General features: G+C 67.3%; 25 protein-coding genes. 10 read left to right on the forward strand and 15 right to left on the reverse strand.

All coding sequences use genetic code 11. The features are described from left to right. The first annotated feature begins 12 nt into the window (after positions 1 to 12). Both der and FHS55_RS04195 read left to right on the forward strand, forming a co-directional pair. Positions 13 to 1,356 carry a ribosome biogenesis GTPase Der gene (gene der / locus FHS55_RS04190; RefSeq protein ID WP_183188371.1) on the forward strand — a complete coding sequence of 448 codons (1,344 nt, stop codon included), beginning with the start codon at positions 13 to 15 and terminating at the stop codon, positions 1,354 to 1,356. A gap of 105 nt (positions 1,357 to 1,461) precedes the next feature. Continuing rightward, a complete protein-coding gene (locus tag FHS55_RS04195; RefSeq protein ID WP_183188372.1) occupies positions 1,462 to 2,397 on the forward strand; it encodes a DMT family transporter in 936 nt (311 codons plus the stop codon). Here the strand turns inward: FHS55_RS04195 and FHS55_RS04200 are convergent. The 5 genes from FHS55_RS04200 to radA form a co-directional block, all read right to left on the reverse strand. Then, a complete protein-coding gene (locus tag FHS55_RS04200) occupies positions 2,372 to 3,142 on the reverse strand; it encodes an SDR family NAD(P)-dependent oxidoreductase (RefSeq protein WP_183188373.1) in 771 nt (256 codons plus the stop codon). The two genes, FHS55_RS04195 and FHS55_RS04200, sit on opposite strands and share 26 nt — an antisense overlap. A gap of 126 nt (positions 3,143 to 3,268) precedes the next feature. After that, positions 3,269 to 3,685, reverse strand: a complete 417-nt coding sequence (locus FHS55_RS04205; protein ID WP_183188374.1) for a VOC family protein — start codon at positions 3,683 to 3,685, stop codon at positions 3,269 to 3,271. 18 nt (positions 3,686 to 3,703) lie between these two features. Continuing rightward, entirely contained in the window at positions 3,704 to 5,203 is a 1,500-nt protein-coding gene (gene purF, locus FHS55_RS04210; RefSeq protein ID WP_425485771.1) for an amidophosphoribosyltransferase, read from the reverse strand. 101 nt (positions 5,204 to 5,304) lie between these two features. Next, the gene (locus FHS55_RS04215) at positions 5,305 to 5,889 is read right to left on the reverse strand and encodes a CvpA family protein (RefSeq protein WP_306888992.1); all 585 of its coding nucleotides are present in this window, start codon (positions 5,887 to 5,889) and stop codon (positions 5,305 to 5,307) included. 145 nt (positions 5,890 to 6,034) lie between these two features. After that, complete coding sequence (radA, locus tag FHS55_RS04220; RefSeq protein WP_183188376.1) at positions 6,035 to 7,489, reverse strand: DNA repair protein RadA; 1,455 nt, start codon at positions 7,487 to 7,489, stop codon at positions 6,035 to 6,037. A gap of 168 nt (positions 7,490 to 7,657) precedes the next feature. Here radA and FHS55_RS04225 point away from each other — a divergent pair, with 168 nt between their 5' ends. Then, positions 7,658 to 8,056 (forward strand): hypothetical protein, encoded by a 399-nt coding sequence (locus FHS55_RS04225; protein ID WP_183188377.1) that lies wholly within the window; start codon positions 7,658 to 7,660, stop codon positions 8,054 to 8,056. Positions 8,057 to 8,139: 83 nt separating this feature from the next. Here FHS55_RS04225 and alr read toward each other — a convergent pair whose 3' ends face one another. From alr to rpsF, 7 genes are all read right to left on the reverse strand, one after another. Further along, positions 8,140 to 9,258, reverse strand: a complete 1,119-nt coding sequence (gene alr / locus FHS55_RS04230) for an alanine racemase (protein WP_183188378.1) — start codon at positions 9,256 to 9,258, stop codon at positions 8,140 to 8,142. A 7-nt stretch (positions 9,259 to 9,265) separates the two neighbouring features. Continuing rightward, positions 9,266 to 10,750: a replicative DNA helicase gene (locus FHS55_RS04235; protein WP_183188379.1), complete on the reverse strand. Its 1,485-nt coding sequence runs from the start codon at positions 10,748 to 10,750 to the stop codon at positions 9,266 to 9,268. A 161-nt stretch (positions 10,751 to 10,911) separates the two neighbouring features. Beyond that, positions 10,912 to 12,171: a cyclopropane fatty acid synthase gene (locus tag FHS55_RS04240; protein ID WP_183188380.1), complete on the reverse strand. Its 1,260-nt coding sequence runs from the start codon at positions 12,169 to 12,171 to the stop codon at positions 10,912 to 10,914. Between the two features lie 199 nt (positions 12,172 to 12,370). Next, the gene (gene rplI, locus FHS55_RS04245; RefSeq protein ID WP_183188381.1) at positions 12,371 to 12,937 is read right to left on the reverse strand and encodes a 50S ribosomal protein L9; all 567 of its coding nucleotides are present in this window, start codon (positions 12,935 to 12,937) and stop codon (positions 12,371 to 12,373) included. Positions 12,938 to 12,988: 51 nt separating this feature from the next. Then, positions 12,989 to 13,936, reverse strand: coding sequence for a DUF2232 domain-containing protein (locus tag FHS55_RS04250; RefSeq protein ID WP_183188382.1), 948 nt, complete (start codon positions 13,934 to 13,936; stop codon positions 12,989 to 12,991). A 176-nt stretch (positions 13,937 to 14,112) separates the two neighbouring features. Further along, entirely contained in the window at positions 14,113 to 14,382 is a 270-nt protein-coding gene (gene rpsR, locus FHS55_RS04255; RefSeq protein ID WP_183188383.1) for a 30S ribosomal protein S18, read from the reverse strand. Beyond that, complete coding sequence (gene rpsF, locus FHS55_RS04260; RefSeq protein WP_183188384.1) at positions 14,382 to 14,876, reverse strand: 30S ribosomal protein S6; 495 nt, start codon at positions 14,874 to 14,876, stop codon at positions 14,382 to 14,384. Before rpsF ends, rpsR begins: the two co-directional genes overlap by 1 nt. 505 nt (positions 14,877 to 15,381) lie before the next feature. On the opposite strand from rpsF, the gene fabD reads away from it, so the two are divergent. The 7 genes from fabD (at position 15,382) to gmk (ending at position 21,907) form a co-directional block, all read left to right on the forward strand. Beyond that, positions 15,382 to 16,341 carry an ACP S-malonyltransferase gene (gene fabD, locus FHS55_RS04265; protein ID WP_183188385.1) on the forward strand — a complete coding sequence of 320 codons (960 nt, stop codon included), beginning with the start codon at positions 15,382 to 15,384 and terminating at the stop codon, positions 16,339 to 16,341. Positions 16,342 to 16,366: 25 nt separating this feature from the next. Then, on the forward strand, positions 16,367 to 17,104 hold the full coding sequence (gene fabG, locus FHS55_RS04270) for a 3-oxoacyl-[acyl-carrier-protein] reductase (RefSeq protein ID WP_183188386.1): 738 nt from the start codon (positions 16,367 to 16,369) through the stop codon (positions 17,102 to 17,104). Between the two features lie 261 nt (positions 17,105 to 17,365). Beyond that, positions 17,366 to 17,602 (forward strand): acyl carrier protein, encoded by a 237-nt coding sequence (locus tag FHS55_RS04275; RefSeq protein ID WP_183188387.1) that lies wholly within the window; start codon positions 17,366 to 17,368, stop codon positions 17,600 to 17,602. A 73-nt stretch (positions 17,603 to 17,675) separates the two neighbouring features. Next, positions 17,676 to 18,938 carry a beta-ketoacyl-ACP synthase II gene (gene fabF / locus FHS55_RS04280; RefSeq protein WP_183188388.1) on the forward strand — a complete coding sequence of 421 codons (1,263 nt, stop codon included), beginning with the start codon at positions 17,676 to 17,678 and terminating at the stop codon, positions 18,936 to 18,938. Between the two features lie 112 nt (positions 18,939 to 19,050). After that, entirely contained in the window at positions 19,051 to 20,262 is a 1,212-nt protein-coding gene (gene mltG, locus FHS55_RS04285; protein WP_246339806.1) for an endolytic transglycosylase MltG, read from the forward strand. A gap of 98 nt (positions 20,263 to 20,360) precedes the next feature. Next, a complete protein-coding gene (locus FHS55_RS04290) occupies positions 20,361 to 21,248 on the forward strand; it encodes a YicC/YloC family endoribonuclease (protein ID WP_183188389.1) in 888 nt (295 codons plus the stop codon). A gap of 5 nt (positions 21,249 to 21,253) precedes the next feature. Next, positions 21,254 to 21,907: a guanylate kinase gene (gmk, locus tag FHS55_RS04295; RefSeq protein ID WP_183188390.1), complete on the forward strand. Its 654-nt coding sequence runs from the start codon at positions 21,254 to 21,256 to the stop codon at positions 21,905 to 21,907. Between the two features lie 108 nt (positions 21,908 to 22,015). On the opposite strand, the gene rsmA is transcribed toward gmk, so the two are convergent. Genes rsmA through FHS55_RS04310 form a run of 3 tightly spaced genes read right to left on the reverse strand, consistent with a single transcriptional unit; the run spans position 22,016 to position 25,080 of the window. Next, on the reverse strand, positions 22,016 to 22,894 hold the full coding sequence (gene rsmA / locus FHS55_RS04300; protein WP_183188391.1) for a 16S rRNA (adenine(1518)-N(6)/adenine(1519)-N(6))-dimethyltransferase RsmA: 879 nt from the start codon (positions 22,892 to 22,894) through the stop codon (positions 22,016 to 22,018). Between the two features lie 10 nt (positions 22,895 to 22,904). Beyond that, complete coding sequence (gene pdxA, locus FHS55_RS04305; protein ID WP_183188392.1) at positions 22,905 to 23,993, reverse strand: 4-hydroxythreonine-4-phosphate dehydrogenase PdxA; 1,089 nt, start codon at positions 23,991 to 23,993, stop codon at positions 22,905 to 22,907. Between the two features lie 46 nt (positions 23,994 to 24,039). Next, complete coding sequence (locus tag FHS55_RS04310; protein WP_246339807.1) at positions 24,040 to 25,080, reverse strand: SurA N-terminal domain-containing protein; 1,041 nt, start codon at positions 25,078 to 25,080, stop codon at positions 24,040 to 24,042. Positions 25,081 to 25,092: the final 12 nt, after the last annotated feature.

Below are 25,092 nucleotides of genomic sequence, written 5' to 3' on the forward strand. Positions count from 1 at the left end.
AGCACATTCACCATGACCTTCACCGTCGCCATCGTGGGCCGGCCCAATGTCGGCAAGTCGACGCTGTTCAACCGCCTCGTCGGCAAGCGGCTCGCGCTGGTCGATGACAGGCCGGGCGTGACGCGCGACCGGCGCGAGGGCGAAGGCCGGCTCGGCCATCTGTCCTTCCGCGTCATCGACACGGCAGGTCTGGAAGAGGCGAAGGTCGAATCGCTCGAAGGCCGCATGCGGGCACAGACCGAGGCGGCGATCGGCGACGCCGACGTGCTGCTGTTCCTCATCGACGCCAAGGCCGGCGTGACGCCGAGCGACCAGATCTTCGCCCATCTGGCCCGGCGCTCCGGCAAGCACACCATTCTCGTCGCCAACAAGGCCGAGGCGCGCGGCTCCGAGGGTGGCACGCTGGATGCCTATGCGCTCGGCCTCGGCGATCCCGTGGAACTCTCCGCCGAGCATGGCGACGGCATGGGCGACCTGGTGCGGGCGCTGGCCGAGGTGGTCCCCGACGACGGGGACGAGATGGACCTCGACAATGAGGGCGGACGGCGCATCCGCGTCGCCGTGCTCGGCCGCCCCAATGCTGGCAAGTCGACTTTGATCAACTCCCTGCTCGGCGAGGACCGGCTGCTCACCGGGCCCGAGGCCGGCATCACGCGCGATTCCATCGCCGTCGATGTCGAGCGGCATGGTGTCGAGCTGCGCGTGTTCGACACGGCGGGCATGCGCAAGCGCGCCCGCATCGACGACAAGCTGGAGAAGCTCTCCGTCGCCGACGGCCTGCGCGCCGCGCGCTTCGCCGAAGTGGTGGTGGTTCTGATGGACGCCACCCATCCCTTCGAGGAACAGGACCTGCGCATCGCCGACCTCGTCGAGCGCGAGGGGCGGGCGGTGGTGCTGGCGATCTCCAAGGCCGACCTCGTGAAGGACCAGCCCGGCTTCGTCACCCGCATGCGCGAGGAAGCCGACCATTCGCTGCCGCAGGTCAAGGGCGCGCCGGTGGTGCTGGTCTCCGGCCTCACCGGCGAGGGGCTGGACCGGCTGGTGCGGGCCATCGCGCAGGCGCATGAGGTGTGGAACCGGCGTGTGGCGACCAACCCGCTCAACCGCTGGCTGGGCGAGACCACCGACCAGCATCCGCCACCGGCGGTGTCGGGCCGACGCATCAAGCTGCGCTACATCACCCAGCCCAAGGCCCGCCCGCCGAGCTTCGTGCTGTTCTGCTCGCGCGCCGACGCGGTGCCGGAGAGCTATGTGCGCTATCTCGTGAACAACCTGCGCACCAGCTTCGACCTGCCCGGCGTGCCGATTCGCCTGACCCTGCGCGAGAAGGACAACCCTTACGCGGAGAAGGAGTAGCTCCTGGAGCGGGCTTCACTCCGCGCCACGCACAAGTGACGCACCTCGCTCATCCCGCATCCGGCGACGCGCCCCTCGGCGCGGCTGCCTTCATCGGTTTTCGCCATGCTGATCGGCCTTCTTGCGGGCCTCATGACCGGGGCCCTGTGGGGGCTCACCTTCATTGCGCCGCGCGCCATCCTGCCCTTTTCCGCCTTTGATCTCTCGGTGCTGCGCTACCTGATCTTCGGGCTGGTGAGTGTGGCGCTGATGGTCATTCCGCGCTTCCGTCCCACGGGTCTGTCGCCCCGCATGCTGGGCACGGGGCTGCTGCTCGGGGCCTTCGGCACGTTCGGCTATTTCCTCTCCATCTCCTATGCCGTGCTGCTCGCCGGCCCCGTGCTGCCGCCGCTGATCGCCGGGACCGCGCCGGTGCTGCTCGCCATCGTCGCCAATTTCCACGAACGTTCGCTGCCCTGGCGGCGCCTTGCCTGGCCGCTGGCGCTCATCGTGGCGGGGCTCGGCGTGGTCAATGTGGCGAGCCTGCAGGAGGCGCATGCGAATGAGGCCAGCGCCGTTCTCGCCGGCGTCGGCCTGTCGGTGGTGGCGCTGCTGTTCTGGGTCGCCTATGGCCTCGTCAATGCAATGGTGATGCGCGGGGCGGATGCGCCGGACGCGCTGCGCTGGACGGGTATCCAGGGGCTGGGCTGCGGGGTGCTGGCGCTGCTGCTGCTGCCGCTGCTCTCCGGCGCGCCGGCCCTGGTGGATTTCAACAGCGCGGCGACGCAGCGCTTCTTCATCTGGGTGGTGGCGCTGGGCGTGGTCGTGTCCTGGCTGGGGACCTTCGGCTGGGTGGTGGCCTCCGAGCGCCTGCCCATGGCGCTCTCCGCGCAGCTCATCGTGGCGGAGACGGTGTTCGGCCTCGTCTATGGCCTCGCCTTCGAGCGGCGCCTGCCGACCGCCCCGGAAGCGGTAGGCACGGCGCTTCAGCTCGTCGGCGTCGTGGTGGCGGTGGCGATCTTCTCCCGCCGCCGGATCATGCCGGAACCGGGAACGCCCTGAGGCTGCCCGTCGGGAAATCGTAGAGCTTGCCGGTCTCCTCGAAGCTGGGCAGGCACAGGGCGAGGATGGCCGTGGCGATGTCCTCGGGGGCCGGCAGCGTCTGCGGATCCTCGCTCGGGAACGCCTTGGCGCGCATGCGGGTCCGCGTCGGGCCGGGATTGATGAGATTCACCCGCAGGTTGGAGATGTTGGCCACCTCGTTCGCCCAGGTGCGCGCCAGCATTTCCACCGCCGCCTTGCTGATGGCGTAGGTGCCCCAGAAGGCGCGGGCCTTGTGCGCGGCTCCGGAGGAGACCAGCACGGCGCGGCCGGCGGTGGAGAGGCGCAGCAGCGGATCGAGCGAGCGCACCAGCCGCCAGTTGGCGGTGAGGTTGACGGCGAGCGCGTCGTCCCACTCCTTCGGCTCCACTTGCGCCAGCGGCGTCATGGGTCCGAGCACACCGGCATTGCCGATGAAGATGTCGAGCTTGCCGAAACGCTCATAGAGCGCGCCGCCCAGGCGGTCGATGGCGGGGAAGTCCTTGATGTCCATCGGCACCAGCGTGGCGGTGGAGCCGGCCGCCACGATGGCGTCGTCCAGTTCCTCCAGCGCGCCGGAGGTTCGGCCAAGGGCGATGATATGCGCGCCAGCCTCGGCAAGGGCGAGCGCGGTGGCCTGCCCGATGCCGCGCGTGGCGCCGGTGACGAGGGCGATGCGTCCGGCGAGCGGGCGCGCGGACGGCTCCGGCGCGGCGAGGTCGGTCATGGGGATCCTCCGAATTTTGCCGAAACCTAGAGCCATTCGCTGCGCGAGGAAACCCGCAGCGCGCGGGAAGGCTCTCCCCCGCCGACAATGGCCCCGCCTGTGCACAGGCCGAGCACGGTCCGCCCGCTAGGAGGGGTCGGTCATCACCACGGAGGGCGCGGAGCGCGTGGCGGGGCCGTGATAGACGGCCTCGATATTATTGCCGGCGGGATCCAGCACGAAGGCGGCGTAATAGCCGGGATGGTAGTCCCGCTCGCCCGGCGCGCCATTGTCGTGCCCGCCATGGGCGAGGCCGACCGCGTGGAAGCGCTGGACCATGGCTTCATCCGCCGCCTGGAAGGCAAGGTGCGTGCGGCCGGTGGTCGGCTCGCCGGGCGTCACATACAGTTCATCGGCGAAGAAGTAGCCCTCGCCCTCGACCAGCGGCACGCCAATGACCTCAAGCACCGCCTTGTAGAAGCGCAGGCAGCCCTCGTAATCGGCGACGACCAGCTGGAGATGGTCGATCAGCCGCCCGCGATGCCATTCCTCGAGCTCGACCATGGCGTTCCCCGCGTCGCCTCAGCTGGCTTCGGCCAGCAGCGAGAGCTGGCGCGGCGCCACCTCGCTCGAACGGTCGGTGAGCGGCGTCGGGTACTCGCCGGTGAAGCAGTGATCGGTGAACTGCGGATGCACGGGATCGCGCCCCTCGAAGCCCATCGACTTGTAGATGCCGTCGATGGAGAGGAAGGCGAGGCTGTCCGCACCGATATAACGGCGCATACCTTCGAGGTCGTGCGTCGCGGCGAGCAGCTTGTCGCGGTCCGGCGTGTCGATGCCGTAATAGTCGGGATGGGTGATCGGCGGCGAGGAAATGCGGAAATGCACCTCGCGGGCACCGGCCTCGCGCATCATGCGCACGATTTTGACAGACGTTGTTCCACGAACAAGACTGTCGTCGATCAGCACGATGCGCTTGCCCTCGACCACCGCGCGGTTGGCGGAGTGCTTCATGCGCACGCCCTGGTCGCGCACCGACTGGGTCGGCTGGATGAAGGTGCGCCCGACATAATGGTTGCGGATGATGCCGAGCTCATAGGGCAGGCCCGAGGCCTGCGAATAGCCGATGGCCGCCGGTACGCCCGAATCGGGCACCGGCACCACGAGGTCGGCATCGGCCGGCGCCTCGGCGGCCAGCTGGAAGCCCATCTTCTTGCGCACATCATAAACCGAGCGCCCGCCGACGACCGAATCCGGCCGGGCGAAATAGATGTACTCGAAGATGCAGGGACGCGGACGGACGGTGCCGAAGGGACGCAGCGTCTCCACCTTGTCGGAGGAGAACACGATCACCTCGCCGGGATCGATGTCCCGCACGTGGCGCGCACCGATTATGTCCAGCGCGCAGGTCTCGGAGGTGAGGATCGGGTGGCCGTCGAGTTCGCCGAGCACCAGCGGGCGGATGCCGAGCGGGTCGCGGGCGCCCACCAGCTTCTTGTTGGTGAGGCCCACGAAGGCGTAGGCGCCCTCGATGACCCGCAGCGCGTCGATGAAGCGCTCGGTGAAGCGCGGGCGCTTGGAGCGGGCGACGAGGTGCAGCATCACCTCGGTATCGGAGGTGGACTGGCAGATGGCGCCGTCGCGGATGATCTGGCGGCGCAGCGTCAAGCCATTGGTGAGGTTGCCGTTATGGGCGATGGCGAAGCCGCCGCCATCCAGTTCGGCGAAGAGCGGCTGCACGTTGCGCAGGATGGTCTCGCCGGTGGTCGAATAGCGCACATGGCCAACGGCGATGCGGCCCGGCAGACGCTTGATCGCCTCGCCGTCGGAGAAGGCATCGGACACCAGGCCGAGACGACGCTCGGAGTGAAAACGCTGGCCATCATAAGTGGTTATGCCCGCCGCTTCCTGGCCGCGATGCTGCAGGGCGTGGAGGCCGAGCGCGGTGATGGCGGCGGCATCGGGGTGCCCGTAAATGCCGAACACGCCGCACTCCTCGCGCAGCGTGTCCCCATAGTCATCGTAGAAATCGTTCGCTTCGACCGATTTCGGCATCCCGCCATCAACGGCAAAATTGGTCATGTGACCATCGCTCCGCTCTACGCAGTTCAAGGCTGCGCCGCTTCCCAAGCTGACTTGCAACGCGCGCTGACGGGACGAAATGTCCCGCAGGCGCGGTGAAATTATGGCTTCGCTGGAGACGCCGGCGCCGGGTTGAACGGCTCGGGTGGCGGCTCCGTCGGTTCGGCATCCTTCGAGCTGCGAATATCGCGGATCAGCTTCTCGGGATCTTCCGGCAACACGGAGATGAGCCAGTCACCCGCACTTTGCAAGACCACCTTGGAGCGGGCGTCGCGAATCCAGTTGGGCTGCCCCTGTTCGTTCTGGACCAGCCAGTTGAAGAACAGGAAGGCGACCACCATTATCAGGAATCCGCGTGCCAGCCCGAACAGGAAGCCGAGCGTGCGGTCGAGCGCGCCGATGCGGCTGTCGAGCACCATGTCCGAGATGCGGACGGTGATGATCGAGACGATCAGCAGCGTGAGCAGGAAGACGCCGCCGACGCTTGCCGCCATGGCGAATGTGTCGTTGGCGATGTACTGCTTTGCGAAGGGCAGGACCAGCGGATAGGCGTACAGCGTCACGCCGGCGGCGATGACCCAGGACGCGATGGCGAACACTTCGCGCACAAGCCCGCGCACCATGGCGAGCAGGCCGGAGATCACCATCACGGCGATGAGAATGATGTCGAGCAGCGTCAAGACTATCGCACCGTGACCGTGGCGGATTTGCAAGGGAAGAACGGCGAATCCGCAGGCTCAAGACGCCCGGCAATCGCTGAGCGACGTATAGCGCGGCCCGGGCAAGCCGTCATCCCTCTTGACCGACCCGCGCGCAACTCGCGGGGGGCAACTAGCTCTCCTGCCGCTCGCGGGCCCCCCGCCGGGGCGCCTTGGAGGCGATGCCGGCCACGATATCGCCAAGCGAGGTGACGGATTCGACCGCGAGCGGGTGCTCCGCCGCGTCACCGGCGCCGCCCTTGGCCCCAGTATTCGTGCTCGCCGCATTCTTGCTTGCCGCATTCTTGCCGGCGGGCGCGACGGCGCGGTTGAAGCCGAGCTTGGCGGCCTCCTTCAGCCGCGCTGGCGCATGCGGCACCGGCCGCACCGCGCCGGTGAGGCTGACCTCGCCGAAATAGACGCTGTCGGGCGGCAGCACCGCCCCCGACAGCGAGGAGATGAGCGCGGCGGCGACCGCGAGGTCGGCCGCCGGCTCGGAAATGCGGAAACCGCCGGCGACGTTAAGATGAACGTCATGCGCCCCCAGCTTGATGCCGCAGCGCGCCTCCAGCACGGCCAGCACCATGGACAGGCGCGAGGGATCCCAGCCCACCACGGCGCGGCGCGGCGTGCCAAGGCTGGTGGGCACCACCAGCGCCTGGATTTCCACCAAAACCGGCCGCGTGCCCTCCATGCCGGCATAGACAGCGGTGCCGGGCGCGCCGACATCGCGATTGGAGAGGAACAGCGCGGAGGGGTTCGCCACCTCGCCGAGGCCGAGGCTGGTCATCTCGAACACGCCGATCTCGTCGGTCGGCCCGAAGCGGTTCTTCTGTGCGCGCAGGATGCGGAAATGATGCGCGCCGTCGCCCTCGAAGGACAGCACCGCGTCCACCATGTGCTCGACCACGCGCGGGCCGGCGATCTGGCCATCCTTGGTGACATGGCCGACCAGGATGACCGCGGCGCCGGCGCGCTTGGCGTAGCGAATGAGGATCTGCGCCGAGGAGCGCACCTGCGTGACCGTGCCGGGAGCCGATTCCACCGTGTCGCTCCACATGGTCTGGATCGAATCGATCACCACCAGCGCGGGCCGCTTGCCCTCCGCGAGGGTAGCGACGATGTCCTCGACATTGGTCTCGGCGGCAAGTTCGACCGACGCCCCGGACAGGCCGAGCCGCTCCGCGCGCAGGCGCACCTGCGCCACCGCTTCCTCGCCCGAGACATAGATGACGCGATGGCCGGCCTCCGCGAGTGCGGCCGACGCCTGGATCAGCAGGGTCGACTTGCCGATGCCGGGATCGCCGCCGATCAGCAGTACCGAGCCCGGCACCAGCCCGCCGCCGGCCACGCGATCGAACTCGGCGATGCCGACACGGGTGCGCGGGGCGTCCTGCGAGGTGCCGGCGAGGCTCTCCAGCGCGATCAGTCGCCCCTTGCGCCCGCCACGCTGCGTTGCGGGAACGGCGTCGGCCGTCGCCTCCTCGACAATGGTGTTCCAGCCGCCGCAGGAATCGCAGCGCCCCTGCCAGCGCGAATGCACCGCCCCGCAGGCCTGGCAGATGAAGGAAGCGGTGCGTTTGGCCATGTCGTTTATCCCTGGGAGACCATTCTCTAAGCGTGATGGGGCGTATGATCACCCCCGTGTGGAATCCATCGGAATGGTGCTAAATTAAGTTGGCATAATTTATGCCTAACAAAAAAAGTCCTACCAATATTGAACTACGCCGCTTATCAAGAGGTACGCGGATATCGGATGGTGCTCGCCATGGTTCCTGTTGTTGCACGTCTGAACAGTCGATTTGGAATAGCGTTTCTCATTCTTATTCCAGCAACGCTTGGAATAGGAAGCCTGTTGCTGTGGCTGTGGCGTCGATCATTCGTGAAGAAGATCGATAATGAAGGTCTTTGTCTTTGGTCTGGTCGCACCATTCCGTGGGAAAAGGTGCAGAGCCTGGGCGCGCGCAAGGCTAACGGCGAGCGTGCCGGAGAAGTATTGAGGCTCGAAGTGGAATTCGAGGGGGGCCGGGCACTGGTCGCTCCCGACTGGCTGGAAAATGGTGCCGAGGTCGCTGCCGCTTTACGCTCAAAGCTGCGTCGCTCCCGTCCCAGAGATACCGCCATGCGCGTGCATTACGTTCAGAAGCTGCGATAGACCCGATCCCACCGGTTTCTTCCGCGACGCAGCATTGGCCCCGGCGCGGGGCGTGTCACCCGCGAGACGCCAGCCACATTCGCTCACGTCCAGAGGCGACGGTAGCGGCGGCCGAGCGAGGTCAATATCTCGTAATCGATGGTTTGCGAATGGCGGGCAAGGTCGTCCAGGCCGAGCCCATCGCCGAGCAGCACCGCCCAGTCGCCGGCCGCGATGGCATCGTCCGGCACATCCGTCACGTCGACCGCCAGCAGGTCCATCGAGATGCGCCCGATCAGCGGGCATCGCTGGCCGGCAATCACGGCTTCCGCGCCGGGGCGCAGGTCCGAGGCGCCGGCGCGGCGGGGAATGCCGTCCGCATAGCCGGCGGATAGTATCGCTACCCGGCTCGGACGCAGCGCGGTATGCGCGCCGCCATATCCCACCGTCTCCCCGGCATGAACATGGCGTATCTGCACGATGCGCAGTTCGAGCCGCACCACCGGGCTCAGCGGAGCCATATCCGCGCGCGGACGCCCCCCATAGACGGCGATGCCCGGCCGCACGAGGTCGAAATGATAGGCGGGGCCGCTCATGACGCCGGCGGAATTGGCCAGCGAGGCCTTCACGTCCGGAAACAGGCCGGCAATGGCGCGGAAATCTTCCAGTTGCCGCGCGGTGAGCGGATGGTGCGGCTCGTCGGCGCTGGCGAGGTGGCTCATGATCAGCGCGATGGGAAAATGCAGTTCATGGCGCATCTCGGCGAGGCTCACCGCCTCGGTGGCGGAGAGGCCGAGCCGGTTCATGCCGGTGTCAACATGCACGGCAGCGGGCAGGGACTGGCCGATTTCCACGCAGAATCCGTTCCAGCGGGCGATTTCGGCCTCGCTGCCCAGCACCGGATGCAGCCGCAGCGCGCGATAGAGGGGCGGCGATCCCTCGAACAGGCCGTTGAGCACGTAGATCGTGGCTTCCGGCAGCGTCTCGCGCAGGGTGCGGGCCTCGCCCGGCAGCGCGACGAAGAAGCTGCGCGCGCCCGCGTCCCACAGGGCTGACGCGACCGGGGCGAGGCCGAGGCCGTAGCCGTCGCCCTTCACCACGCCGGCCGTCTCGGCCGGGCCGACGCGGCGGGCGATTTCCTGGTAATTGGCGCGCAGGGCCGCGAGGTCGATGGTGAGGAGGCCGCCGGCTTCGTCGGGCGGCACCGAAGCGTCCATCACCATGGCCCGCTCAATGCTCGGGCAGCCGGTCGCCCGAGGCCAGCGTCGAGAAGCGCGTGTACTGGGCTTCGAAGGCGACCTTCACCGTGCCGGTGGGGCCGTGGCGCTGCTTGCCGATGATCACCTCCGCGAGGCCCTGAGCTGCCTTCATGTCCTGGTCCCACTTGAACCATTCCTCGGTGCCTTCCTTCGGTTCCTTGCTCTTGAGGTAATATTCCTCGCGGAACACGAACATCACCACGTCGGCATCCTGCTCGATCGAGCCGGATTCGCGAAGATCGGACAATTGCGGACGCTTGTCGTCGCGGGATTCGACCTGACGCGAGAGCTGCGAGAGCGCCATGATCGGCACGCCGAGTTCCTTGGCCAGCGCCTTGAGGCCGGTGGTGATCTCGGTGATTTCCTGCACGCGGCCCTGCGAGGAGCTCTTGGAGGAGCCGGTCAGCAGCTGCAGATAGTCCACCACCATGAAGTCCAGCCCGCGCTGGCGCTTCAGCCGGCGGGCCCGGGCGCGCAGCTGGGCGATGGAGATGCCGCCGGTGTCGTCGATATAGAGCGGGATAGTCTGCATCATCTGGGCGCAGCTGGCGAGCTTGTCGAACTCGTGCTCGGAGATGTCGCCGCGGCGGATCTTGTAGGAAGCGATCTCGGCCTGTTCGGCAAGAATACGCGTGGCAAGCTGCTCGGCCGACATTTCCAGCGAGAAGAAACCGACCACCCCGCCGTCCACCGCACGTATCGAGCCATCGGGCAGCGTCTCCGACCGGTACGCGGCGGCGACGTTGAAGGCGATGTTGGTGGCGAGCGAGGTTTTTCCCATCGCCGGGCGGCCGGCCAGGATGATGAGGTCGGACGGCTGCAGCCCGCCCATCATCTGGTCGAGATCGTCGAGGCCGGAGGCGGTGCCCGACAGGTGGCCATCGCGCTGGAAGGCGCGGCTGGCCATGTCGACCGCTTCCTTCAGCGCATCGTTGAAGCGCATGAAGCCGCCATCGTAGCGGCCGGTCTCGGCCAGTTCGTAGAGCCGCTTCTCGGCATCTTCGATCTGGCTCTGCGGGGTGGCGTCGATCGCCGCCTCATAGGCCTCGTTGACGATCTCCTCGCCGATCTGGATCAGGTCGCGACGCACCGACATGTCGTAGATGGTGCGCCCGTAATCCTCGGCATTGATGATCGTCGTCGCCTCGGCGGCGAGGCGGGCGAGATATTGCGCCGGCGTCAGCCCGGCGACGTCGAATTCGGTCGGCAGGAAGGTCTTCAGCGTGATCGGGGTCGCCACCTTGCCGGCGCGGATCAGCGCCGCCGTCGTCTCATAGATGGCGACGTGGATCGGCTCGAAGAAATGGCGCGGCTCGAGGAAGTCGGAAACCCGGTAGAACGCTTCGTTATTGACCAGGATCGCGCCCAGCAGCGCCTGCTCCGCCTCGATGTTGTGAGGAGCGGTGCGGTACGTCGTTTCGGACTCCGCCACAGTGCGGAGGGGAGAATCGAGCATGGCTGTCCCGGGTGCGCGTGTATGGGGAAACAGCTAACGCCACGTCGTCGGCCGAGTCCGTGCGATTCGCGCACTGCGTATTTTGTCCTGTGGAGGAGCTGTGGAAAGCACAATCGTGCTTGACGCCTCCCGGCTCACCCTCGGCCTTGCCGCGCAAGCCTTCACTCGCCGGCGAGTCGCAGGCCCGGCCGGTTGTTCTTCTCCATCCGCATCAGCGCCGCCTCGGCCTGTGGAATATAGGTCCGGGTCAGCGGCACCACGCCCTCGCGTTTGGCGAGCTGCACCTGGAAGACCATCATTCCCTGGTGGCGGAACGCCATTTCCGACGCGGCGAGGTAGAATTCGAACATCCGCACGAAGCGCGCATCATAGAGCCGCTCCACCTCCTCGCGATGGGCGAGGAAGCGCTCGCGCCACGCCTTAAGCGTCTCGGCATAGTGCAGGCGCAGGATCTCGATATCGGTGACGAACAGGCCCGCCCGCTCGATGGCCGGCAGCACCTCGGACAGCGCGGGAATGTAGCCGCCGGGGAAGATGTACTTGGCGATCCAGGGATTGGTGATGCCCGGCCCTTCCGAGCGGCCGATGGAATGGATCAGCGCCACGCCGTCATCCGCCAGCAGCTGCGCCACCTTGGTGAAATATTCGTCGTAATGGCCGATGCCGACATGTTCGAACATGCCGACCGAGACGATGCGGTCGAACGGGCCCGGCGCGTCGCGATAATCCTGCAGGCGGAAATCGGCGCGCTCGCTGAGCCCCTTCTCCTCCGCCCGCGCGCGGGCGACGCCCAGCTGCTCCTCCGACAGGGTGACGCCGGTGACGCGGGCGCCTGCATTCTCGGCGAGATAGAGCCCCATGCCGCCCCAGCCGCAGCCAATGTCCAGCGCGGTCAGATCGGCCCGGTTGAACTGCAGCTTGGCCGCGATATGCCGCTTCTTGGCGAGCTGCGCGTCGTCGAGCGATTGGCCGGGATGCTCGAAATAGGCGCAGGAATATTGCCGGTCGGCATCGAGGAACAGCGAATAGAGCCGCCCGTCGAGATCATAGTGGTGGGCGACGTTGTCCTTCGCCTTGCCGGGCGGGTTGAACTGGGCGAGGCGCCGGAACAGGAAGCGGAGCTTCATCATCAGCCTGGCGCTGGCACTCGGCACCTGGAGGCCGACCTGCGCCATCATCACGGCGAGTATCTCGGCTATGTCGCCCCGCTCGATCACGAGGCCGCCATTCATATAGGCCTCGCCGAATTTCAGCTCGGGATCGAACACGATGTGGCGTTGCCACGCCGGGGAGGTGAAGCGGAAGGCCAGTGGCGTTCCCGTGCCGTCACCGAAAGTGACGCGTCGTCCTGAAGCGAAGGTGATGGTGAGCGAACCACGGGTGACGACCCGCGCAATGACCTTTGCGAGCAACCATTCCATCGGCCAATTCCATACTGCCGGAACCTCCCACTGGATGGAAGGCGCCTGCCCAATGCCTGGGCATGTATGAGCTGTTGCAAATCATTGCATCACAACATTGGCGGTGTCGCAATATTCCTTCCAGTGAAATCGCACGCAAAAAGGCCCGGTCGTTACCGACCGGGCCTTGTCGCAGCAGATATGCCGTAAGGTCAGGCTATCAGCCTTCCTCGGTCTCGTCGGAAGCTTCGGTCTCGTCCGCGACGTCTTCGAAGGCTTCCTCGTCTTCTTCATCACGCCGCACGGAGAGGTCCTCGCCACGCGACTGGCGAACGGCCTCGTCGGGGCTGCGGGCCACGTTGGCGTGAACGATCACCTCAACCTCGGGATGCAGCGACACCGGAACGTCATGCAGGCCGATCGTCTTGATCGGCTGATTGAGCACGACCTGGCTGCGCGAGACGGTGAAGCCGGCCGCGGTCAGCGCTTCGGCGATGTCGCGGGTGGACACCGAGCCGTAGAGCTGGCCGGTTTCGCCGGCCTGGCGCACCAGAACCACCTCGGTACCGGCGAGCTTCTCGCCGACCTTGGTGGCCTCGGCCTTCAGCTCGAGGTTGCGGGCTTCAAGCTGCGACTTCATCGAGTCGAAGCGCGTCTTGTTGTCCTTGGTGGCGCGCAGCGCCTTGCCGGAGGGCAGCAGGAAGTTGCGGGCGAACCCGTCCTTGACGCGGACGATCTCACCGATCTGGCCGAGCTTGGCCACGCGCTGAAGCAGAATGACTTCCATTTTTATTTCTCCATTCGTTCGTTGATTAGGTTCGTTCGATTCGAAAAAAGTTCAGCCGTCATTGGCGGCGGAAGGCCGGTTGCGGCGCGGGAAGCGGGCGCGGATGCCGAACAGCGTCTCGACCATGCCCAGAACCGCCAGAACCGCGAACGGCCAGCCGAGCGTCAGGGCGGCGATCCACACGGTGGCGATCACCAGCGTCCGGCCCGCAGCGCCGCGCGTGACCCAGTGGATGACCGCGAGGCCGATGAAGGCGAAGGCCATCAGCAGGGTGGCGCCCAGCAGCTCGCAGATCAGGCCGATGAAGCCATCCGCGAGCATTCCGCCAAGGATGGCGCCCGCGACGAGGGCGACGGCGCCGCGCGGCACGGTGATGGCCGCCAGATCCGGCCAGGGACGCACGAGCCGGCCGGACACGCGTGCCACATGCGCGGCCAGCCAGAGATTGCCGACCTGCGTCAACATGGTGACGACCGCCGCCGCCGGCGGCATCACCGTGATCAGCAGGTCGATCAGGCGCTGGGTGTCGTCGCTGGCAGCAGCCGGGTTCTCGGCGAACATCGCCTCGAACAGCGAACGCAGGGCTTCCTGATAATCGGCGAAGGAGCCGGCAACGAGCGGGATGAGGGCGGCCACCGCGAGGCAGCCGAGAATGGCGGCGGCCAGCACGATGCGCCCGACCGGAAACCATTCCAGCGGCCCGTCCGGCCGCTCCTGCCGCGCCATCAGCACGAGATAGGCAAGCACATAGGCCGGCAGGCCGACGCCGGCCACATAGGCGAAGAGCAGCTCGACGCCGAGAAACAGGCCGATCGCCACGGCCGCGGCCGAGGCGGCGATCAGCGCCGCCAGCTGCGACCAGCCGAGGCCGACGATAAGCACGGGAAGCGGGGCAAGATAGAACAGCGGCACAGCCAGAGCGCTACCGGTCGCGACGGACGCAACCAGAAGGGCGGACGCCGCACCGGCGCCAAGGGCTATGATCCAGAGCTGTATCATCGACGAGCTGTCCCGCTCCACGCGGTTAGGGACGGATCCAAGCCCGCCCCAGCGAAGACCCCGGGAGGAGTCCCGTGGCCTGTCGGAATATGTGTCGTTCGAGAGCGTCCCCGGCACGCGGCCGGGGCGCTTGCCGAACCATCCCGGCCAGGGCCGGGATGGGGAGCGTCACGCGATCAGCGGATCACGAAGGGCAGCAGGCCGAGGAAGCGCGAGCGCTTGATGGCCTGGGCCAGTTCGCGCTGCTTCTTGGCGGAGACCGCCGTGATGCGCGAGGGCACGATCTTGCCGCGCTCGGAAATGTAGCGCTGCAGCAGCCGCACGTCCTTGTAGTCGATCTTCGGCGCATTGGCGCCGGAGAACGGGCAGGTCTTGCGACGACGGAAGAAGGGACGACGGGCGCCCGTCGTATTGGCGGAAGGACCGCCGGTGCCACCGAAAGCCATCACTCAGTCTCCACGTTGGCCGGAGCCTCTTCACGATCACGGCGCGGGCCACGATCGCCACGGTCGCCGCGATCCCCACGGTCGCCGCCGAAGCTGCGTCCGCCGCCGCCGAAGCCGCGGTCGCCGCCGAAGCCGCGATCGCCGAAGCCACGGTCGCCACGGTCGTCACGGTCGCGCTTCTGCAGCATGACCGACTGGCCTTCCTCAAGTTCCTCGACGCGGATGGTGAGAACGCGCAGAACGTCCTCGTCGATCCGCTGCTGACGCTCGAGCTCGGCCACGGCCGGGGCGGGGGCGTCGATGTTGAGGAGCGAGAAGTGCGCCTTGCGATTCTTGCGAATGCGATAGGTGAGGGTCTTCACACCCCAATACTCGGCCTTGGTGACCGAACCGCCATTCGCCTCGATCACGCCCTTGAACCGGGCGGTGAGTTCCTCGACCTGCTGCGCCGTCAAATCCTGGCGCGCGAGGAACACGTGCTCATAAAGAGCCATGTCTCGTACCTTTCCATTGTTTCCGCACGATTGCGGACCGCCTCCCCGGCGCCGAGCCCTTCGAGCCCCGGAAAGGCTCGAACAATCTCGAAGGCGGGGACACGGGACGGCGGAAATCCATGGATCGCCTGCCACGCCGCTGGCAAAAGCCAAAGCGTAGCCGTCCGTTCAGCCCCCGGCCGGGACTGACAGTGGCGCGCTTATACGAGGAATGGCCGGAAAATCAAGGTCTCTCGCATCCCCGCATCCGGCCCGCATCCGGCGGGCGTCGAGCCGGCGACGCCGCATCCTCCGACGCGCCACACAGACTCCCCACATACCTCGAATTCAAGGCGCGGAACTCAAGGCGCGGAACCCAAGGCGGGTCCCGAACTCAAGGCGGTTGCGTTCCCGGCCGCCCCCCGCGCGTTGCCCGTGGGCACTTGGCCCGCATGCTGCTTGACACCGGGCGCGGGCCGGTGTCACTGCCGGCCGCCAATTCTTAACGAGCGGATTGCGTCAGGTCATGAGCAGCGCCTTTGTTTTTCCCGGTCAGGGCAGTCAGGCGGTCGGCATGGGCCGTGGGCTCGCCGACAATTTCGCCGTTGCCCGCGACGTGTTCGAGGAAGTCGATGCGGCGCTGGGGGAAAAGCTCTCGGCCATCATGTGGGACGGGCCGATCGAGACGCTGACGCTCACCGCCAACACCCAGCCCGCTCTCATGGCCGCCTCGCTGGCGGCGCTGCGGGTGCTGGAAAGCGAGGCCGGACTGGATCTGGCGCGCGACGCCGCCTTTGTCGCCGGCCATTCGCTGGGCGAATATTCCGCGCTGGCGGCGGCGGGCAGCCTCTCGATTGCCGACACCGCCCGCCTGCTGCGCCTGCGCGGCACGGCCATGCAGGCGGCGACGCCGGTCGGGACCGGCGCCATGGCCGCTATCCTCGGCCTCGATTTCGACAAGGTGGCCGCCGTCGCGAGCGAGGCGGCCCAAGGGGGCGAGTTCGGCGAGGTCTGCGATGTCGCCAATGACAACGCGCCCGGTCAGGTCGTCGTTTCCGGCCACGCGGCGGCGGTGGAGCGCGCCTGTGAGATTGCCAAGCGCGAAGGCGCTTCCCGCGCGATCCTGCTCACGGTTTCGGCACCCTTCCATTGCAGCCTGATCGCCCCGGCGGCGGATGCGATGCGCGAGGCGCTGTCCAGGGTCGCCGTGCATGCGCCCAAGGTGAAGCTCATCGCCAACGTGACCGCCGCCCCGGTGACGGATCCCGAGGAGATCCGCGCGCTGCTGGTGAAGCAGGTGACGAGCACGGTGCGCTGGCGCGAATCGGTGGCCTTCATGGCGGGCGAGGGCGTGACCCGGCTGGTCGAGGTGGGCACCGGCAAGGTGCTTTCCGGCCTCACCAAGCGCATCGCCCGGCAGGTCGCCTCCATCAATGTCGGGACGCCCGAAGAGGTTGCCGCCTTCGCCGCGACGCCGACGGCTTGACGCTACCGGAACTCAGGAGAAGCCCGTGTTCGATCTGACTGGCAAGACCGCTCTCGTGACTGGCGCCACCGGCGGAATTGGCGGTGCCATCGCCCGGGCGCTGCACGCCCGGGGCGCCACCGTCGCGCTCTCGGGCACGCGCCGCGAGGTGTTGGAGACCCTGGCTGGCGACCTTGGCGAGCGCACCCATGTGCTGCCCGCCGACCTCTCCAACATGGAGCAGGTCGAGCAACTGGTTCCCCAGGCCGAAGAGGCGATGGGCGTGCTGGATATTCTGGTGAACAATGCCGGCATTACCCGCGACGGGCTGTTCGTGCGCATCACCGACGAGATGTGGGATACGGTGATCGCCGTGAATCTCACCTCCGGCTTTCGCCTCGCGCGGGCGGCCGCCCGCTCCATGATGCGCCGGCGCACCGGCCGCATCATCGGCATCACCTCGATCATCGGCGTGACCGGCAATGCCGGGCAGGGCAATTATGCCGCCGCCAAGGCGGGCATGATCGGCATGTCGAAGTCGCTGGCCAAGGAAGTGGCGGCGCGCGGCGTGACCGTGAACTGCATCGCGCCCGGCTTCATCGCCACCCCGATGACCGACGTGCTGAACGAGAAGATTCGCACGACGATTCTCTCCGCCGTCCCCGCCGGGCGCCTCGGCACGCCGGAAGACATCGCGACCGCGGCCGTCTACCTCGCTTCGGACGAGGCCGGCTATGTCACTGGCCAGACGCTGCATGTAAATGGCGGGATGGCCATGATCTGATAGGCAGGATCTTCTTGATCCGCTAGGAAAGACATGCGAGTCGACGATTCCGCACGCGTCCCAGGGGCGCTGGTCTTGCCGATTGAAGTATGCTAACGACCGGCTCGGCTCGCAGGTTACGGACGCTGCTCAAGTGATGCAGAAACGTCCGGAAAGTTCCTGTACTCGGAGCAGTAAATTAAGCCGCCAGACCGCGCTTGCGCGCGGCTAGGCAGATTGAACAACGTAGCAACCTCCGAACATTCGGACGAGGGTGAACCGATGAGCGACATTGCCGAGCGCGTGAAGAAGATCGTGACCGAGCACCTGGGCGTGGAGCCCGAGAAGGTCACCGAAGGTGCCAGCTTCATCGACGATCTCGGCGCTGACAGCCTCGACACGGTCGAGCTGGTCATGGCCTTTGAAGAGGCTTTCAACTGCGAAATCCCGGACGATGCCGCCGAGACCATCCTGACGGTCGGCGACGCGATCAAGTTCCTGGAAAAGAACGCGGCCTGAGGCGGCGTTCGGCTGCTGCGATGGCTGTGTCCATCGCGGCAGCTTACGTTTTGAGTGTATCCGGAGATATCGGATGAGGCGCGTCGTCGTTACCGGCCTCGGCATGGTGACGCCGCTTGGATGCGGCGTCGACGTTACCTGGAAGCGGCTTCTGGCCGGGGCAAGCGGTGCACGCCGCGTCGCGAATTTCGACGTGTCGGACCTGCCCGCCAAGATCGCCTGCCAGATCCCACGCGGGGATGGCACCGAAGGCACCTTCAATCCCGACCAGTGGATGGAGCCGAAGGAGCAGCGCAAGGTCGACGAGTTCATCGTCTATGCGATGGCCGCCGCCACCCAGGCGCTCAATGACGCGGATTGGCATCCCTCGACCTATGAGGACCAGTGCGCCACCGGCGTCATGATCGGTTCGGGCATTGGCGGCCTGCAGGGCATCGCCGAAACCAGCATCGTTCTGCAGGAGCGTGGCCCGCGCCGCGTGTCCCCTTTCTTCATTCCCGGCCGCCTGATCAATCTCGCCGGCGGTTATGTCTCGATCGAGCACGGTCTCAAGGGGCCGAATCATGCCGTCGTCACGGCCTGCTCGACGGGCGCTCACGCCATTGGCGATGCCTCGCGGCTCGTCGCGCTCGGCGATGCCGACGTGATGGTGGCGGGCGGAACCGAATCGCCGATCAATCGTCTGGCGCTGGCCGGCTTTGCCGCCTGCCGCGCGCTCTCGACCGGTTTCAACGACACGCCCGAGAAGGCCTCGCGCCCCTATGACAGGGACCGCGACGGTTTCGTCATGGGCGAGGGCGCCGGCGTGGTCGTGGTCGAGGAACTCGAGCACGCGCTGGCGCGCGGTGCCAGGATTTATGGCGAGATCGTCGGCTACGGCCTGTCGGGCGACGCCTACCACATTACCGCGCCGTCCGAGGATGGCGATGGCGCTTTCCGCAGCATGCAGGCGGCGCTGAAGCGGGCGGGCATCACCCCTTCGGAGGTCGACTACATCAACGCGCACGGCACCTCGACCATGGCCGACGGCATCGAGCTCGGCGCGGTGGAGCGGTTGCTCGGCAATTCGGCGGCGACCGTGTCGATGTCCTCGACCAAGTCGGCGATCGGGCATCTGCTCGGCGCGGCCGGGGCGGTGGAGGCGATCTTCTCGCTTCTGGCCATCCGCGACCAGATCGCACCGGCCACCCTCAACCTCGACAATCCTTCGGTCGAGACGCCGATCGACCTCGTGCCGCACACACCGCGCGAGCGGTCCATCGATTATGCGCTGTCGAACTCCTTCGGCTTCGGCGGCACCAATGCGTCGCTGGTCTTCAAGCGTTATGCGAACTGAGCGTTCGCGGGAACAGGTGCGGTTTCCCTATCGTACCAATTCCCGCTTTCGCCATATTTGCGGATAGTCTGCCTGTGCGTCGCACTGCCGGCGGACGCCAGGCGAGACCCAGATGACCGATCAGACACCTGAGGAGCGCGCGCTCGCGTCGCCCGGCCCATCCAACGCTCCGCCCGCTCCGGGCGAGGCCATGTCGGCTCACGCGCCCCCTCCGCCGCCCCCGGTCTGGAAGGGAAAGCCGAAGCGGGTGCCCAAGCCTTCCCGCTGGGCCAATCATCCCCTTGTCGTCGCCGGCAGCATGATCTTCACCCTGCTCATCGTCGGCATCATCGTCGGTGGCGGCGCGCTGTGGTTCGGCCTCAAGCGGTTCCAGTCGCCCGGCCCGCTCGCCCAGGATACGGCCATCGTCATTCCCGGTGATTCCGGAGTAATCGATATTGCCGACCTTCTGGTGAAGCGCGGCGTCATCACGGATAAATGGGTGTTTGTCGGCGCGGCGGTCGGCACCCGCTCCTCCGGCAAGCTGAAGGCGGGCGAGTACGAATTCGCCCAGAACGCCTCGATCCGTCAGGTGCTGGACACCATCGTGTCCGGCAAGGTGATCGAATATAACGTGACCATTCCGGAAGGGCTGACCAGCGACCAGATCGTCGAGCGCCTGCTGGCGGTGGGCGAACTGGCCGGCGGCATCCGGCAGGTGCCGCGCGAGGGCAGCCTGATGCCGGATACCTACAAGGTCACGCGCGGCACCACGCGCGAGGACCTGCTGCGCCGCATGGCACGCACGCAGGATGTGACGCTGAAGGAGGTCTGGGCCAAGCGCGATCCCAGCCTGCCGCTCAAGTCGCCGGACGAACTGGTCATCCTCGCTTCCATCGTCGAGAAGGAGACGGGCGTTCCCGAGGAGCGCCCGCAGGTGGCGGCGGTGTTCGTCAACCGCCTGAACAAGAAGATGAGGCTGCAGTCGGATCCGACCATCATCTATGGTCTGGTACGCGGCAAGGGCCGGCTCGACCGCCCGATCACCCGCACCGACATCACCACGCCGACTCCGTTCAATACCTATACGATTCCTGCCCTGCCGCCGGGGCCGATCGGCAATCCCGGCAAGGCCTCGCTGGAAGCCACGGCCAATCCGGCCAAGACGCGCGACCTCTATTTCGTGGCGGACGGCACGGGCGGCCATGCCTTCGCCGAATCGCTGGACCAGCACAACAAGAACGTCGCCCGCTGGCGGCAGGTAGAGCGCGACCAGAAGATCGACCCCTCGCGCCAGCCCGCCGGCACCTCGGGGACGACCGGGGTAGCCCCGTCGGTCGACTGAGCGGACGAACCTCTCGTCGGAACGCCCGTTCCGCTTGAGGCGCGCGCGCCCGCTCGTTATGTTCCGCCCGCCGCGCGCATTGCGGCAGGGGAGAGAGCATGGCGCTTGCCAGCATGACGGGCTTTGCCCGCACCCAGGGAAGCGCCGGCGCGTGGAACTGGGCCTGGGAACTCAAGTCGGTCAACGGCAAGGGGCTCGACATACGCCTGCGCCTTCCCGGCGGATGGGAGGGGCTGGAGATCGGCCTCAAGCAGGTGGCCGGACGGGCGCTCGCCCGCGGCAATGTCAACGCCACCCTTTCCATGACCCGCACCGATTCGGCCGTGAGCGTGCGTGTCAACGAGGACATGCTGCGGGCGGTTGCCGCCTCGGTCAGCAAGGTCGCCGCCGGTCTCGGCGCGCCGCCGGTACATCTGGAAAGCCTCCTCAACATCAAGGGCGTGATCGAGATCACCGAGGCCGAGGACAGCGAGGCGGAGCGGCGTGTCGTCGAGGCTGCGATCATCGCCGGCTTCGAGACCGCGATGGCCAACCTCGTCACCATGCGCGCCCAGGAGGGCGCCGCGCTGGCGCTGGTGCTGAACGAGCGGTTGGATGGCATCGCCGCCCTCACCGCGCGGGCGGAGGCCAACCCCACCCGCCAGCCCGAGGCGATCCGCGCCAAGCTCGCCGAGCAGATCCGCGTGCTGACCGAGACAGCCGTGAATTTCGATTCCGACCGGCTGCACCAGGAGGCGCTTCTCATCGCCGCCAAGGTCGACGTGCGCGAGGAACTCGACCGTCTCGTCGCCCATGTCGCGGCCGCGCGTGCCATGCTGGGCGAGGGTGGCGCTGTCGGGCGCAAGCTCGATTTCCTGGCGCAGGAATTCAACCGCGAGACCAACACGCTCTGCTCGAAGGCGAACGACGTGTCGCTGACCGCCATCGGCCTTGAGCTCAAGGGGCTGGTGGAGCAGTTCCGCGAGCAGGTCCAGAACATCGAGTGAGGCGCATGAAGCACTCCCACGTCGCCCGCCGGGGCCTTATGCTCATTCTCTCCTCGCCCTCGGGGGCAGGAAAATCGACGCTGGCGCGCCTGCTGCTGGAGCAGAATCCCGACATCTACCTCTCGGTCTCGGTGACGACCCGCGGCCGGCGGCCGAGCGAGGTGGAGGGGGTGCATTATCACTTCCACTCGCGGGATCGTTTCGAGCGCATGCGGGATGCCGGCGACCTGCTGGAGCATGCCGAGGTGCACGGGAACTTCTACGGCACGCCGCGCGAGCCGGTGGAGAACGCGCTGGCGTCGGGCCGCGACGTGCTGTTCGACATCGACTATCAGGGTGCAGAGCAGCTCTACGCCAAGATGCGCGAGGACATCGTGGGCGTGTTCATCCTGCCGCCGTCCGCCACGGAGTTGAAGACGCGGCTGGAGCGGCGGGCCGAGGATGCGTCGGGCGTGATCGAGAAGCGGCTGAAGAACGCCCGCACCGAGATCGCCCACTGGCAGGATTACAATTACGTGCTGGTCAACGAGGACCTGAACAGCACCTTCGCCAATCTGCGCAACATATTGTTGGCGGAACGGCTGCGACGCGAACGTCAGGTCGGGCTGGCTCCAGTCATCGCGCGGCTCGACGAGGAACTCGCGACGCTGACGGACTGATGCCGCCCCCGTCATCCTGGCCGGCGGCGGAGCCGCTGAGCCGGGATCGCGCCCCGATGCCCTTCACGTCATACGGTCCCGGCACGGCACCGTAAGGGGCTCGTCCATTCAGGATGCCGGTCCGTCGCGGCGCGCCGTCGCCCTCATCTCGGCCCAGGTGTTCGCCAGCGCGACGAAGCCCTCCACCGGCACCTGCTCGGCGCGCTCGGTCGGGGCGATTCCGGTCGCTTCGAGCAATGCCAGCGTGTCGACGCCGAGGCTCTTGAGGCTCTGGCGCAGCATCTTGCGCCGCTGGCCGAAGGCGGCCTCGGTCACCTTCTCCAGCATCTTCAGGTCGCAGGGCAGGGGCGCGGCGTGCGGCACGATATGCACGACCGAGGAGGTGACCTTGGGCGGCGGCACGAAGGCGGAGGCGGGCACGTCGAAGGCGATGCGCGCGCTCGCCCGCCATCCCGTGAGGATGGCGAGCCGGCCATAATGATTGGTGCCCGGCGCGGCGACGATGCGCTCGGCCACCTCGCGCTGGAACATCAGCGTCAGGCTCTCATACCAGGGCGGCCACGGGTCCGACGACAGCCAGCCGATCAGCAGCGGCGTCGCGATATTATACGGCAGGTTGGCGATGATCGCGGCGCGCCTTCCCGCCGGCACCAGCGCACGGTAATCCGCCTCCAGCGCGTCGCCCTCGATAACCTCCAGCCTTCCGGGATAATGCGCCGCGACCTCGCCCAGCGCGCTGATGCAGCGCGCGTCGCGCTCGATGGCGACGACCTTTTCCGGGCCCAGAGCGAGAATCGCGCGGGTGAGCCCTCCGGGGCCGGGCCCGACCTCCACCACCGTCACTCCGTCGAGCCGGCCGGCCGTGCGGGCGATCTTCGAGGTGAGGTTGAGGTCGAGCAGGAAATTCTGGCCCAGCGACTTGAGAGCCGAGAGGCCGTGCGTGCGGATGACCTCGCGCAGCGGCGGAAGTTCGTCGACGGCGCTCATTGGCGGGCCCTCATGCGCGGCGCGCGGCGGCGGCGCGCCGTGGCTCGGCCTCCGCGCGTGCGGGATTGTGCGTGGCTTGGCGCCGTGCATCGGCGTCGGCCAGCTTCCGGGCGAGGCGCAGCGCCTCGATCAGGCTGGAGGGATCGGCCTGGCCGGTGCCGGCAATGTCGAAGGCGGTGCCGTGGTCGGGCGAGGTGCGCACGAAGGGCAGGCCGAGCGTGACATTCACGGCGCGCTCGAAGGCGAGCATCTTCACCGGCGCCAGCACCTGGTCGTGATAGGCGCCGATGACGACGTCATAGCCCTCGCGCGCCCGGGCGTGGAACAGCGTATCGGCCGGGAACGGCCCGCGCGCGTCGATGCCCTCGCGCTGCAACGCCTCGACGGCCGGGCGGGTGATTTCCTCATCCTCGCGCCCGATCGTGCCCTGTTCGCCGGCATGGGGATTGAGGCCGCAAAAGGCGAGGCGCGGACGGGCCAGGCCGAAACGCTCCGTGAGGTCGCGCGCGGCGATGCGACCGGTGTCGACCAGCAGCTCGCGAGTGAAGTGGCGGGCGATCTCGGCCACCGGAATGTGGATGGTCGCCGGGATCACCGCGAGTTCCGGCGACCAGATCATCATCACCGGTTGCCGTGCCGGGCTGCCGGCGAGATGCGCCAGATATTCGGTATGGCCGGGAAAGGTGAATCCGTCGGCATAGAGAACCGACTTGGCGATGGGATTGGTGACGATTGCCGCCGCTCGCCCGGCCTGCACAAGGCGCACGGCGGCATCGATGGCGGCGAGGGCGGCCGGCCCGCTGGTTGCATCCGGCAGGCCGGGCTCGGCCGTGGCGGAGGGACCGGCGGCGACGACGGGCAGTGCCTCGGCGAAGCACCGTACTGCCTCTTCCGGCGCGCACGGCCGCACCGGCACCCGAAGGCCCAGCCGCGCGGCCCGCCGGCGCAGCACATCGGCATCGCCGGTGACGAAGAAGGCGGGCAGGTGCAGCGTGTGGCGGCCTACCCATGCCCGCAGCGCGATATCCGGGCCGATGCCCGCCGGCTCGCCCAGCGACAGGGCGAGGGCGGCAGACGGAGGCGCGGAGTGAAGGGGCATCGATGTCTCACGCGGTCGGAGGCGACGGGCGCAGGCAGACAGCCGATCAGCGATACTGGATCATCGCGGATTTGCGGGCTTCTTCCAGCAGGCGTTTGGACAGCGAATCGAACTGCTTGTCCTGCAGTTGCGAGCGAACTTCTTTCTTCTGCGCGCTCTCGCCCACCACTTCGCGTCGATTGCAGATGGCCACCATCTCGATGCCCGCGCGCGTGACTTCCGGGGGCGTGGTCTGGCCGACCGGCGTGTCGCTCATCACCTTGCGCACGGGAGCGCTCATGTCCGCCGAGGTGCGGACCACCGGCTCGCGGACCACCACTTCGCGCATGCCACGCGCAACGCCGACGCCGGTGTCGCAATCGGTGAACTTGCGGCGCAGTTCATTCGCCTCGGCAAGACGCTGGCCACGGACGGAATCGGGCGCGGTGCGCGAGACCACCAGCACGATCTGGCGAATGGTGAATTCGGTGGTGCGCTGGGCCTGGGTGATATCCTCGCCCTTGGTCTGCAACTCGGCGAAAATGTCGGAATCGCGCACCGTGGTGGCGGAGGAGAAGCGCCCGCGCACGTAGGAGTTCCACACATAGTCCGCGCGCATCTTCTGCTTCATCGCGGTGGCGGTGATGCCGGACTGGGCGAGGGCCTGGGTCAGCTGGTCGGCCGTGCGGCCACCGCGCGACGCCATCTGCGTGAACATCTTGTTGATCTCGTCATCATCCGCCGTGATGCCGTATCGCTGGGCGGTGAAGATCTTCAGCCGTTCGTCGATCAGTTCGTCCAGGGCCTGCTTCTGGCTGGGCGAGCGGCGCTCGGTCAGTTGGTCGAGCTTGATGCGCTGGGACACGTCGAAATTGGTGATCGGCTGGCCTTGCACCATCACCAGGATCTGCTGCGCGGCGGCGGGCGAGGGGGACAGCGCCACGGGAAGGGCAAGCGCCCCGGCCAGCAGCAGAGGTGCGACCACGCGGGCGAGGGTGCCCGAACGACGTTCAGAGCGGGGCCCGGATATGCCCCGCTGGCAGGCGATCTTCAGCATGTCGCGCATCATCCTCCTCTCGCCCTCGGTGCCGACCGATCCGGAGACCATCGACAACTCGCG

The organism is Ancylobacter tetraedralis, from assembly GCF_014195655.1.
Classification (GTDB): Bacteria; Pseudomonadota; Alphaproteobacteria; order Rhizobiales; family Xanthobacteraceae; genus Ancylobacter; species Ancylobacter tetraedralis.

Bases quoted from the DNA above. Each gene is read 5' to 3' on its own strand.
- der (WP_183188371.1), top strand. From the start codon at position 13: ATGACCTTCACCGTCGCCATCGTGGGCCGGCCCAATGTCGGCAAGTCG.
- FHS55_RS04195 (WP_183188372.1), top strand. From the start codon at position 1,462: ATGCTGATCGGCCTTCTTGCGGGCCTCATGACCGGGGCCCTGTGGGGG.
- FHS55_RS04200 (WP_183188373.1), bottom strand. From the start codon at position 3,142: ATGACCGACCTCGCCGCGCCGGAGCCGTCCGCGCGCCCGCTCGCCGGA.
- FHS55_RS04205 (WP_183188374.1), bottom strand. From the start codon at position 3,685: ATGGTCGAGCTCGAGGAATGGCATCGCGGGCGGCTGATCGACCATCTC.
- purF (WP_425485771.1), bottom strand. From the start codon at position 5,203: ATGACCAATTTTGCCGTTGATGGCGGGATGCCGAAATCGGTCGAAGCG.
- radA (WP_183188376.1), bottom strand. From the start codon at position 7,489: ATGGCCAAACGCACCGCTTCCTTCATCTGCCAGGCCTGCGGGGCGGTG.
- FHS55_RS04225 (WP_183188377.1), top strand. From the start codon at position 7,658: ATGGTGCTCGCCATGGTTCCTGTTGTTGCACGTCTGAACAGTCGATTT.
- alr (WP_183188378.1), bottom strand. From the start codon at position 9,258: ATGGTGATGGACGCTTCGGTGCCGCCCGACGAAGCCGGCGGCCTCCTC.
- FHS55_RS04235 (WP_183188379.1), bottom strand. From the start codon at position 10,750: ATGCTCGATTCTCCCCTCCGCACTGTGGCGGAGTCCGAAACGACGTAC.
- FHS55_RS04240 (WP_183188380.1), bottom strand. From the start codon at position 12,171: ATGGAATGGTTGCTCGCAAAGGTCATTGCGCGGGTCGTCACCCGTGGT.
- rplI (WP_183188381.1), bottom strand. From the start codon at position 12,937: ATGGAAGTCATTCTGCTTCAGCGCGTGGCCAAGCTCGGCCAGATCGGT.
- FHS55_RS04250 (WP_183188382.1), bottom strand. From the start codon at position 13,936: ATGATACAGCTCTGGATCATAGCCCTTGGCGCCGGTGCGGCGTCCGCC.
- rpsR (WP_183188383.1), bottom strand. From the start codon at position 14,382: ATGGCTTTCGGTGGCACCGGCGGTCCTTCCGCCAATACGACGGGCGCC.
- rpsF (WP_183188384.1), bottom strand. From the start codon at position 14,876: ATGGCTCTTTATGAGCACGTGTTCCTCGCGCGCCAGGATTTGACGGCG.
- fabD (WP_183188385.1), top strand. From the start codon at position 15,382: ATGAGCAGCGCCTTTGTTTTTCCCGGTCAGGGCAGTCAGGCGGTCGGC.
- FHS55_RS04275 (WP_183188387.1), top strand. From the start codon at position 17,366: ATGAGCGACATTGCCGAGCGCGTGAAGAAGATCGTGACCGAGCACCTG.
- fabF (WP_183188388.1), top strand. From the start codon at position 17,676: ATGAGGCGCGTCGTCGTTACCGGCCTCGGCATGGTGACGCCGCTTGGA.
- mltG (WP_246339806.1), top strand. From the start codon at position 19,051: ATGACCGATCAGACACCTGAGGAGCGCGCGCTCGCGTCGCCCGGCCCA.
- FHS55_RS04290 (WP_183188389.1), top strand. From the start codon at position 20,361: ATGGCGCTTGCCAGCATGACGGGCTTTGCCCGCACCCAGGGAAGCGCC.
- gmk (WP_183188390.1), top strand. From the start codon at position 21,254: ATGAAGCACTCCCACGTCGCCCGCCGGGGCCTTATGCTCATTCTCTCC.
- rsmA (WP_183188391.1), bottom strand. From the start codon at position 22,894: ATGAGCGCCGTCGACGAACTTCCGCCGCTGCGCGAGGTCATCCGCACG.
- pdxA (WP_183188392.1), bottom strand. From the start codon at position 23,993: ATGCCCCTTCACTCCGCGCCTCCGTCTGCCGCCCTCGCCCTGTCGCTG.
- FHS55_RS04310 (WP_246339807.1), bottom strand. From the start codon at position 25,080: ATGGTCTCCGGATCGGTCGGCACCGAGGGCGAGAGGAGGATGATGCGC.